This window comes from Ancylobacter sp. TS-1 (assembly GCF_009223885.1).
Taxonomy (GTDB): domain Bacteria; phylum Pseudomonadota; class Alphaproteobacteria; order Rhizobiales; family Xanthobacteraceae; genus Ancylobacter.
In genome coordinates, this window is sequence record NZ_CP045144.1 from 2608272 (window position 1) to 2619129 (window position 10858).

The 10858-nt window shown below is 64.7% G+C and carries 8 protein-coding genes; 2 read left to right on the plus strand and 6 right to left on the minus strand.

Translation table 11 applies throughout. From position 1 onward, the window contains the following. The first annotated feature begins 38 nt into the window (after nt 1-38). Nucleotides 39-587 (plus strand): hypothetical protein, encoded by a 549-nt coding sequence (locus tag GBB76_RS12290; RefSeq protein WP_152303564.1) that lies wholly within the window; start codon nt 39-41, stop codon nt 585-587. 340 nt (nt 588-927) lie between these two features. Here GBB76_RS12290 and GBB76_RS12295 read toward each other — a convergent pair whose 3' ends face one another. The 6 genes from GBB76_RS12295 to GBB76_RS18970 form a co-directional block, all read right to left on the minus strand. After that, nucleotides 928-1119, minus strand: coding sequence for a hypothetical protein (locus GBB76_RS12295; protein ID WP_152303565.1), 192 nt, complete (start codon nt 1117-1119; stop codon nt 928-930). Nucleotides 1120-1214: 95 nt separating this feature from the next. Beyond that, a complete protein-coding gene (locus GBB76_RS12300; RefSeq protein WP_152303566.1) occupies nt 1215-2444 on the minus strand; it encodes a site-specific integrase in 1230 nt (409 codons plus the stop codon). 359 nt (nt 2445-2803) lie between these two features. After that, nucleotides 2804-4999 carry a bifunctional DNA primase/polymerase gene (locus GBB76_RS12305; RefSeq protein WP_152303567.1) on the minus strand — a complete coding sequence of 732 codons (2196 nt, stop codon included), beginning with the start codon at nt 4997-4999 and terminating at the stop codon, nt 2804-2806. Continuing rightward, nucleotides 4999-5223, minus strand: a complete 225-nt coding sequence (locus tag GBB76_RS12310; protein WP_152303568.1) for a helix-turn-helix domain-containing protein — start codon at nt 5221-5223, stop codon at nt 4999-5001. Before GBB76_RS12310 ends, GBB76_RS12305 begins: the two co-directional genes overlap by 1 nt. A gap of 67 nt (nt 5224-5290) precedes the next feature. Beyond that, nucleotides 5291-5827 (minus strand): hypothetical protein, encoded by a 537-nt coding sequence (locus GBB76_RS12315; RefSeq protein WP_152303569.1) that lies wholly within the window; start codon nt 5825-5827, stop codon nt 5291-5293. A gap of 1471 nt (nt 5828-7298) precedes the next feature. Continuing rightward, complete coding sequence (locus GBB76_RS18970) at nt 7299-7637, minus strand: hypothetical protein (RefSeq protein WP_162375577.1); 339 nt, start codon at nt 7635-7637, stop codon at nt 7299-7301. Nucleotides 7638-7721: 84 nt separating this feature from the next. On the opposite strand from GBB76_RS18970, the gene GBB76_RS12325 reads away from it, so the two are divergent. Further along, complete coding sequence (locus tag GBB76_RS12325; RefSeq protein ID WP_162375579.1) at nt 7722-10856, plus strand: autotransporter domain-containing protein; 3135 nt, start codon at nt 7722-7724, stop codon at nt 10854-10856. The last annotated feature ends 2 nt before the right edge of the window (nt 10857-10858 follow it).

Genomic DNA, 10858 nt, shown 5'->3' on the forward strand with positions numbered 1-10858 from the left:
GTGATTTTATTGTATTATTTCAAATGGATAGGTGAAAAATGCACTCGACTGCAATTGTTTCCATTCTGGCGGTGATGGTCGGGGCGTGCTCGCCGATCGACAAGAAGGTCGAGCTGAGCGGAATAAGCGCTGGTGCTGCCCGGATGGCCGGTCCCGGCGACACAGTGATGGATTTCCGCGTTACCAAGCCGCTGCCAAACGCCTTCGGGCAGGCCGACATCTTCGGCCGCACCACCAACGCCGGAAAGGTCAGCGTCCGCTACCTGGGCAACCAGGACGGGCGGGCGGTGTTCGAGCGCTCCGACGTCTCCGTCGAGAGCAATGCCACAACGATGAACCAGACCCCGATGATGATCCCGCAGACCTCGGAGACGCGGGTGTCTGGCATGGTCGGCGGCACGCCGGTGTCGGGCAACGCGACGTCGACATCCTACTCCTATGTCGGGCCGCGCCCGACAACGAGCTATGCGACGGCGTCACGACCTCTCGGAATCGCACTGCGCCCCGGTGAGAGCGTGAGCATTGAGGGCCGCAGCCTGACCGTCATCGGTATCGCCGGAAGCTCGGTCGAGTATCGGATCGACTGAGGCTCATCGACCTCAGACCCGGTGGATGCCGTCCCAATGTCTTAAGGGTGGCATGAAAGGTATCACAGCCCTTGACCGTCCGTTCGGCTCCAAGTGGGGCAGATACCCCCGAAATATGTCGGAGGGCTGGAGTTCCCCGACAGGCATGGGCAGGGGACCCGTTGAAGGGGGATGTGAACGATTCCGCACCGCCGGCTGCCTATGCCCAGTGGCAGGCGGACGGCAGCCCAGGGCGCATACGCGCGCGGCGCCGCGTGGGCGTGCGGCTACATACATAGCTGCGGGCCACGGCGGGCGCCGGTAACGCCCTCCCGCAGCCAGCAGCCACGAAGCAGACCGATCACCCGACCGCGAGGATGTCTTGTTCCGAGCGGGTGTCGAGAATCGTGTGATCGAGGGAGTGACACACGCCGCACTCTTCTATCGCCCAGGTTATCTCGTGGGCGTCGATGGCGGTAAGCGCCTCGGCCTCCTCAGGTGTCATGAGGACGGTGGCGCCGGTAGCGTTGTCGATGACGGCGAGATAGCGCATGAGATCCTCCCACTTCGAACAGAAAATCACAACATGCCTGCACGCCCCACACAATTATCTGCAATAATATCAACGCTATAACAGGTGCTATCAGCCTAACCATAGACCTGCTCCAGAGCAGCAATGGCGGCCGACCCGCCGCGAACGGCCTGGGTGTAATAGCCAAGCGTCACGTTGGGATTTGCATGGCCGGCAATCTGCGCCACCAGACCAACCTCGATGCCTTGGGCCTGCAAGGTGGAGATAAACGAGTGCCGTGCCGAATGCGGCGTGACGTAGGGCAGTCCGAGCTTCGCGAAGGCCGGCACCCAGTAGCGAACGCGGTAGTTCTGGTAGAGCATCGCCCCACCACCGCCGAGACGAGGCAGCGGCCATGGCTGGAGCCTGCCGGGGCCGGGGAATACGCGGTGCAGTTCGTGGCCGAGCCGCGGGCAACGAAGGCGCCAAGCCAGCAGCATCTCGCGGAGCACGGCGCTCATGGGAATGTCCCGCGTGCCCGCCTCGGTCTTCGTCATCTCCGTGAGGCTGCCATCGCGCTCCTGAACGCGGCGGATCCTGATGATGTTCTTGTCGAAGTCGACCTCAGACCACAGCAGGCCCAACTGCTCGGACGGCCGAGTTCCAGCGAGGAAGGGGAAGGCGTAGAAGATCCCGCACTCGGAGTCCTCCCGCGCCGCGGCGATCAGGGTACGGATATCGTCTGAGGTGAGGATTGCCTTCTTGGCCTTATGACGCTGTCGGCCAAGCCCGGTCGGCATCGACGGCGCACGGACACGGAAGTCTTCTTCGGCGAGCGCCAGCGCGGATTGCAGGTGCGACTTCGCCCGGTTCGCTGTGTACTGTCCGCACTGCTCGACGACGCTGCGATGCCAGGTACGAATCATCGCCGTGGTCAGCTTATCGAGCCGCACCTCGCCCAGCATCGGCAGGAAGCGCGCGTTCTTCGGCTTCAAGCCGCGCTCGGTGAAGTCATGGCGTTCCAGACGGGTACCGACCAGAAGCGGGCCGCGGATCGCCTTCGAGACGACGCGATAGCCGTCGAGGGTTGAGCGCTTCACCTTACCCTCCTTATCGGAGAGCCAGTGGTCCAGCGCCACGGCGACGGTGGGCACGTTCCGCTCGTCGACGTAGGCCCCGGCCGCTGCCTTCGTCACCAACTCGCGGAGCTTCGCCTCGGCGTCCTTCTTCCGAGAGAAGAACAGCTGCCGGCGGTCGCGCGAATTCGGGTCGCGGAAGTTGAGCACCCAACGCTCCTGCACGACGACCTCGCCGGAGGTCAAGGTGCGGCGCCGGGTGCGCTGCGTAAGTGAAACTGACAAGTCCATTGAAGTATCCGAGAAAGCCAATTCCTAGCAAAACGGAAACACGCCGAAGTAACCGGCACAATTAATCGTCAAGATGCCCCCCAAAAGCGCTGGAAGACACCCGGTTTGTAACCAGTCTTGTAACCAAGAAATGCAGCCTACTTCAAAGCCGCGTCGCGACGGGTCTCGCGCCAATTCCGAATCCGCGGCCACCGAGGTTGAAATCGCCCTGCGGAGGTCTCGCGTGTGCCGAGTGCAGGTGGTGTAGCAGGTGTAGGCGGCCGGCAGCCGCGCGTGGTGGCGCCGGTAGGGAGGGGGTACTTCTCCTCTCCCTGGGCGGGCCGGTGACGACGACGAAGCGCCGTCACCGCCTACACTGCCTACACGCCACCGTCGTTCGAAGGCGTGGCTTCGATACGGATGAGCTGCCCTTGCCGTGTGCGCGGCAGGAACTCGACTCCAATTCCCACCTTAGCCAGGGCCGGCCGCAGCCGCTTCAGATGTCTGGACAGTTGGGAAGGCGTCCTCGGCAGGTTCCGCGTCTCCACGAAGTCGAAACGGTCGAAGAGGTCTCCCACCGAGCCGTTGAACGGGCCCTTCTTGAGGACCGCACGCAGCTTCGTGACGATGGGGTCGTCGTTGACGCTCTCGACGACGAAGGCGTCTTGCGCATCGCGGATCGCCTGGACGAGCCCGCCGGGAGGAACGCCAACCGCTTCCTCTGCAGCCCTAATCCAGCGCGCGGCGTCAGCCATGCGCAGGGTTGTCGGCGGCTCGACGGCGTCGTAGTTGCGCATGGCGCTCGCCGCCGCCTCGTAAAGTGCCCCGAGCAGGCCCGGCAAAAGCCGGTCGAACTCCCGCCAGATCTCCTCCTCGGTCCGCCGCGTCCCTTCGGGAAGCGGCGGCAGGCGGATCGGGATCGAGCGGTCCATCAGGTCCGGTCGGGTAACGAACCCGCCGATACCGTTGATGATGAGGGGCCTGCAGAAGCTGAGCACGCTCAGCTCCCCGTCAGTGTAGAGACGCCGGACGGCCAAGCCGCCGCCCGTCGCCAGAGTGCAGAGGGCGTCGGACATGTCCGCCTTGACTCCCGACGCGTTGTCGAAGTTCAGGACGGCGAACTCCTTCGCCTGGATCATCAGGTCGTGGTCCTTCTCCGGGAGCCGCATGCGTACCGCCCTGTTCGGGTCGAGTATCCGCTTGATGACCTCAGCCAGCAGGCTTTTGCCGGAGGACTGTTCACCCTCGACCAGGAGGATGAAGAACGGCCCCCCGGGCCGCAGCGCGTTCAGAAGGAAGGCGACGATGAGAAGGAAGTTCTCCTCGTCGAGCCGGAGGAAGGTCTGCAAGTCGCGCAGGCGGCCGCCTCGAACCGGCTCCGGCAACTCGCCGAAGCCGTCTCCGCGCACGAAGCGGAAGCTGGCGGCGCTTGTCACTGCCCAGCCGTCGCGCGTGATCTGCACCACGCGTCCGTCCCTGCGCCCCAAGTCTACTTCGATGCCGCGAACGTCGCCCGCCGTCCGGGTGTGCACCCGGTAGACCGTGTCGCCGTGCAGTGCCACAGCTTCAAGCGTCGCCATGGCCTCTCGCAGCGGCCCGAAACCGATCGGCTTGCTGAGGGCGTGGTAGGCCCGACTCCGAAGCTTCACCCCGAGCGCATGGGACGGCACCCGCAGTGTCAGGCCCTCGGCTGTAGCGAATGCATTGCCTTGGCCATCATGGAACAGCTCCGCGCCGTCCCGCAACAGCTTCACAAGCGCGGCCGTCAGACTTTCGCCGTCGGGCTGTTCGGCGACGTCACCGTTCTCACGTGCCCAAGTGATCCAGCCGGGGAGTTCCTTGACGGAGTTTCCGTCGTAGTTCTCAGGAAGCAGGCCGAGAATAGTGTCGGAAATCTCCTCGTCGGTTGCGCCCGCCCTCACCATCGCAAGCACGACCTGAAGGCCGGCGTTGTGGGTTTCGCTTCCTTCCAAAAGTGCGAGCGTGTGCTCGGAGCCGACGAAGGCTCTCAGGATATTGATCTCGCGCGATGAAATCTTAACCAGGGACCCCAGTTCGATGTCCAAGACCGACACGCCTTCGAACACGTACCGGATGCCAGGTTCCGGATGGTCGAACGGCGGCATGACAGTCATCTTACCGGCGCTGAGGACGTCGATGTTGCCGATGCCCTCCGCGCCCCGAACCGTCGTCGACTTGAACTTCGGCTCGCTCGGTGCACGAAGAAAGATCGTCAGGCCCTTCTTGCCGCGCTTGGCAACGAGCAATGCTCGCTGCTCTGTACGGTTGAACCCGAGAAATCCCCGAACGGCACGGACAAGCCGGTCGTCGTCGATATCCAGCACGACAACCGACGTGCCGTCGCCCACGGGGTGACCCAAAAGCAGTCCCACGCCATGGTCGCTGAAATTCTTCAGCCACTTGGACTTGGTCGCTTCGGAAGCCGGCGAACTCAAGAAGCCGTCCCAGCCCTTGAGGCTGCGGGCAGGACGCTTCGTCCCAGGCTCTACGGGTACGATGGGCAGACCCTTGTCCCAGTACTTCGGCGCTTCTGTAGCGAAAATGTCCGCACCCATCACAGACCTCCCGTGCGAGAGGCTTCGATGAACGCCAACACTTCAGACAGAAGCACGAAGCGGCGGGAGTTGAACGGGCTGTAGGTCGGGATCAGCCCGCGTTTAGCGGCGCGGCGGAGCGCCCAGAGGTGCAGGCCGAGCACGTCGGCAGCTTGCTGCAAGGTGAGCAGCTTCTCAGGAGGGTTGGCTTGGCCGACCGGCGAGGAAGAGGTGATGTAGGCCATAGGCCTTTCCTTTGTTTCGAGGACAAGGCCTTCCAAATTTCACATCCCCGGCCGCGGTGCATCGGAGCTATTTCGCGGAATTTTCTCCGTTGACAGCCATCGGCGGGATCACGGTGAGATCGACCGGAACGCCCGATTCGCTGAGAGCGCGGAGCGCCCGCACGATCGGATCATAAAACTCTTCAAATCCCTCGGCACCGTCGTAGCTGTATAGCGAGACAAGTTCATCTTTATGGGCGCTAAAGGTGCGCTCAAGATTGCGGATGATCGACTCACGCTGCGCTTTGGTCCGCGTCAGATGATGGTGTTCAACGACATTTCGCACGATCGACGTCACACTGACGTCCATTCGCTGCTTCCATTGGGTCTCCACCGAATAATCAAACGCGATCCATTCAAGAAGGTCGTTGTAGGCGGCACTGCGAGGCCCCCGTCGTTTGGCCTTACCAAGAAGCGCGCTCATGACTTCCAGAACGCGAGTCTCGTCGTCCCGGTCATCTGGATTAGCCGCAACGATCGCCCGGACGACCGTTCGCAACGCCCGCTCATGCCGAGGCGCCAGGAGGTCCGGCCCACTCGCATCACCTGCTGTCTTCGCGCTCAACGTCGCTGCTCCAAAGGCTCCGCACCTAGGCCCCCTACTACCCTGCGCGCCGCCCGCTGCTGCGTGCTAGGCGCCGTCACTGCCTGCACCACCTACACGCTGCGGCACCGAGGTGACGGTAGTGACGGCGGTGTAGGCGCGCTAGCCCCGGGCAGCGCGGCGGCCTAGGAGGGGTCCCGTGCGTATCCGCCCCCGCCCTATGAAAATTTGGATACTGGGTAGCCCGGGGAAGCCAAACGTACTGAGGTACGATGCGTACGGAGACTTGAACCCGACCTCTGTCCTTTCGCCCGAGGCCAGGCGCTATTGGTAAAAGGCTAATCTGGGCAACGGTACTTCCCGCTATTCGACCTAGCGCCAAAAGCGGGAGTTCGCTGCGACAACGCCGAATGGCCAGTTTGGGGCCGGGAGCGGACTGGCCGGTTTTGGCTGCCGCTATGCAGATAGCCGCCGTTCTGTAGCCGACCCCATTTCAGCCATTCGAGGCAGGTTCTCGAAGACCCGAAAGCCGCCATTCGCTACCCTACCGACATCCGCGGCAGCGTGTCCCAATTCCGCCGCTCAGCCTGAACTTGCGATTTCCCCAAAGCAGTCGGTGGCAACTCCGTGCTATTTTATCCAGATATCTAGCGGCGCTGCAAACCCCACAACCCGCGAGGCATTTGCGTGGCCAATCGCAATCCCCACGGAGTTTAGTTCGAGCTGTTTGATAGGCGTCTCCCCCCACTTCCCGAAAAGCTTTCGTATAGCCGGTATTTCAGGTTCTAGTACTGCGTAGAGGTCTTCGCCTCCGGGCACACTTGCTTCGAACGTGTTCCACACGTTGTCTAAATCAGCAGGAGGGATACCGCTGGCGTCGTATTTTTGGTGGTAGATCTCCCGCGTTAGCGCCTTCGGCTGAAGCTGGGTCGCGCCTCTGAAGCACGGCATACAGGTACCCAAAATCATACCCTTTGCAGGCTCGCTTGTATGGTCGAGGATGACCTGCTCAGGTAGACCCTTCAACATTGGCCACGCGGCGGAAGAGGCCGGGTACAACCACGTCACCAACTTCTCGGTCGCGTATCGCCGTCAATTTGGCGAGACACCGGGCGATACCCAGCGCCGCGCTGCCAGAAGCCGCTGATCCACCGACGCTCCGGGTCGGCAAAACGCATAATTCCCTGAAAAAATCATAGGAACTAAATCTTCCCCATCAGCGCTTTGCCTTGCATAACCTATCCTGGGGCATCAGCGCACCATCCGGGTGCCCGAGGCGACGGCAACGCGAGGAATGCCGCAGGCGTAAGGCCGCAGGGCAGGGTGGGACGTGATGCGGGGGGAAATCATGCGGCCGGCTCTGACGCGAGCGAAAGTGCGGCGCCGAAGGGTGCTGGCCGGCGTTTCCATCCTGGCCTTGATTCTCGCCGCGGGGACCGCCGACGCGGACAGCCTGCTGATCGGAGCCGGCGGAAACGGCGGGGCCGAAACTTCAAGCGTAAGCGGCGGCGGCGGCGGCGGGGGCATTGGCGGCGGAGGCGGTGGTGTCGGCGCGCAGTATGGTGGCGGCGGCGGTGGTGTCGGCGGCGGTGGCGGAGCCGTAGTGAGCATACAGGGCGGGGACGGTGGAAGCGGGGCATCCGGCGGCGCCGGAGGGACAAGGGTGGGGATTTCTGGCGGCGACGGCGGCGTCGGCGGCGGCGGCGGCGGCCTCGATGGACCGGGCGGCGGAGCCATCGGTGGTGCCGGCGGCACAGGTCCCTTCGGGGACGCCGGGGGAATCGCCGGTGCCGACCCCATAACCGGATCTGGAGAGAATGGCGCCGGGCAAGGCGGGGGTGGGGGCAGCCTTTATGGTGGCGGCGGCTCGGCAAGCGTCAACAACGTTGGAGGCGGCGGTGGAGGCGGGGGCCGAGTGGTCGATCTGTCCGGGGGCGACATTTCGGGCAAGGCGCCCGGCCTCGGCGCGGTCGGTGCGACCGAAGGCATGATCACCTCGGGCCGGACCTACGACTTCGTCGGCGTCGGCGGTGGTGGTGGCGGTGGCGGCTACGATACTTCTGCCACGGCGGGCTCAAGCGGTCTTCTAACGGTGGACGGCGCCGCGTTGACCGTGGACAGGTCGATCCTGGTGGGCGGCGCCGGCGGCGGCGCCGGCGGCTTCAGAAACGGTGGCGCCGGCGGAAACGGTACGCTCGCCATCATCAACGGTGGCGCGCTTACGGTCTCGGAAACGCTTCTGATCGGCGGCAGCGCCGGCGGTGGCGGGCGCAACGGGAGCGCCATCGGCGGCAACGGCGGTGTCGGCGAGGTCTCGGTCGATGCCACCTCGTCCATCGTCATCGCAGACGGCGGCAGCCTCGTCATCGGCGGTGCGGATGGTCAGGACGGAATAACAACGGCCGGCGGCACGGGAGGCGCCGGCACGCTCAATCTCGGCGGTTCACTGACGTTGGGGAGCGGCACGACCTTTACGATCAATGCCGGCAGCAGTTTCAATCTTGGGAACGACGTCGCGGGAGGCGCCAGCGCCGGCGCGATCTCGGGCCTGTCCAGCCTGACCAATGACGGCGTCATCAATTTCAACCAGTCGGATAGCTCCTACACCTTCGCCGCCGATATCAGCGGCACCGGTCGCGTCGTTCAGGCCGGAGGTGGCGTCACCATCCTTTCAGGCCTTAACACCTATAGCGGCGGCACGGCGGTCACTGGCGGTCTCATCAATTTCAGCAACGTGAGCAACCTTGGCACCGGATCCATCACCCTCGATGGCGGGGGCCTCCAATGGGCCACAGGTAACACCGCCGACATCTCCGGCAAGCTCGCCGCGATCGGTTCCGACGGCGCCGTGTTCGACACCAATGGCAACGACGTCTCATTGGGAAGCAACCTGGCGGGTATCGGCGGGCTGACCAAGCAGGGCATCGGCACACTGACCCTCTCCGGCGCCAATACCTATAGCGGCACCACGACGGTCTCAGTCGGCACGCTGGTGGCTTCGGGCGGTTCGGCCATCGGCGATTCCAGCGCTGTCACGGTGGCGAGCGGCGCCACCCTGACGGTGAACGCGGAGGAGACCATCGGCTCGCTGGCCGGCGCGGGCTCGGTGATGCTGGCCGCTTCCAGCGGGCTGACCGCCGGCGGCGATGACAGCTCCACGACATTCTCCGGGACCATCGCGGGCGCCGGCGGCCTGACCAAGACCGGCGACGGCCTGTTGATCCTCACCGGGACAAACACGTTCACCGGCGTGACGACCATCTCGGCCGGCACGCTGCAGATCGGCGATGGCGGCACGACCGGCTCCCTCGCCGGCGATGTGGTGAACAATGCGAGCCTGGTTTTCGACCGGTCCGACACATACGCCTTCACCGATGCGATTACCGGCAGCGGCGCGGTGACGTTCACCGGCGGCGGCACGGTGCTGTTCTCCGCGTCCTATACCGGGGCGGTGACGGTGGACGACAGCACCGTGCAACTGGCGTCGGGGTCGAGCAACCTGTCGGCCTTCACCCTCAATGATGGTGGCGTGCTCGGCGGCACGGCGGCGATCGGCGGTCTCACGGTCAATGCCGGGGGCCTTGTCGGGCCGGGCTATTCGCCGGGCACGCTGACCGTGAACGGTCCGGTGGCCTTCAATGCGGGCTCGGTCTACCAGGTGGAGGTGAACGCGGAAGGCGAGCACGACCTGATCCTCGCCACCGGGGCGGTGACGCTGTCCTCGGACGCGAGCGTCGAGGTGCTGGCGAGCCCGGGGCGCTATCCCTCGACGAGCCAGATCGCCATCCTGTCCACGACCGGCACGGTGACCGGCACCTTCGGGTCGGTCACGTCGGACTTCGCCTTTCTGGACCCGGAACTGACCTATGACATGCAGAACGTGTTCCTGACGCTGGTCTATAACGGGTTCACCTTCACCGACTATGCCCATACGCCGAACGAGGCGAGCGTGGCCGTCGCGGCGCAGGCGCTGGGCACGGGGAACGCCGTCTTCGAGGCGATCTTCGCCCTGCCTGAAGGAGCGGTGGCGCCGGCTCTCGACCAGCTCTCGGGCGAGATCCATGCCTCGGCGCTGACGGTGATCCAGCAGCAGTCGATCTATCTGCGCGACGCTGTCGGCAGCCGGCTGCGCCAGTCGCTCATCGCCCCGTCCGCCGGGGCGCTGTCCTACGCCGCCAAGGCGGCGGGCCCGGCCACGGCCCAGCTGTCCCAGGGCTTCGCCCCGACGCTCTGGGCGGAAGGCTTCGGCGGCTGGGGCGAGACCTCGGGCAACGGCAACGCGGCTTCCATCAGCACCACGGTCGGCGGCGTTTTCGGCGGCATCGACGTGGCCGTGCTCGACCATCTGCGGGTCGGCCTCGTCGGCGGCTACAGCCGGACCTCGTTCGACGTCGACGCCCGCTCCTCCCAGGGCTCGATGGACAATTACGATATCGGCCTCTATGCCGGCGCCCAGTTCGACGCCCTCGCGCTGCGCGGCGGCGCCTCCTACACCTGGCACGACATGTCGGTGTCGCGCGCGGTGGTCTTCCCCGGCTATTACGGCTCCAATGACGGCGACGACATGCTGGGCACCACCCAGCTGTTCGGCGAGATCGGCTACGACCTGTCGGTCGGGGCCTATGCCTTCGAACCCTTTGTCGGCCTCGCCTATGTCCACATCTCCGGCGACAACCTCACCGAGAGCGGCACGCTTGCCTCAGCGTTGGCGGTAGAGGGAGCCTCGCAGAGCACGTTCTATTCCACTCTGGGCGTGCGGGCGGCCACCACCTTCACCGTGGCGGGACGCACCCTCACCCCGAGCGCGACGCTGGGCTGGCAGCATGCCTTCGGCGACACGACGTCGTCGGCCGACATGCTGTTCGCCAGCGGTGGCACCACCGCGTTCACCATCCAGGGCGTGCCGATCGCGCAGGACGTGGCGCTGGTCGGCCTCGGGCTGGGTTACCAGCTGTCCGACAGCGCCCAGATGCAGTTCAACTACGCTGGTCAACTCGCTGAGCAGAGCAACCAGAACACTTTCAGCGCGCAGTTTTCTCTCAAGTTCTGATA

Coding starts and splice junctions, on each gene's coding strand:
- GBB76_RS12290 (WP_152303564.1), top strand. CDS start 39: ATGCACTCGACTGCAATTGTTTCCATTCTGGCGGTGATGGTCGGGGCG.
- GBB76_RS12295 (WP_152303565.1), bottom strand. CDS start 1,119: ATGCGCTATCTCGCCGTCATCGACAACGCTACCGGCGCCACCGTCCTC.
- GBB76_RS12300 (WP_152303566.1), bottom strand. CDS start 2,444: ATGGACTTGTCAGTTTCACTTACGCAGCGCACCCGGCGCCGCACCTTG.
- GBB76_RS12305 (WP_152303567.1), bottom strand. CDS start 4,999: ATGGGTGCGGACATTTTCGCTACAGAAGCGCCGAAGTACTGGGACAAG.
- GBB76_RS12310 (WP_152303568.1), bottom strand. CDS start 5,223: ATGGCCTACATCACCTCTTCCTCGCCGGTCGGCCAAGCCAACCCTCCT.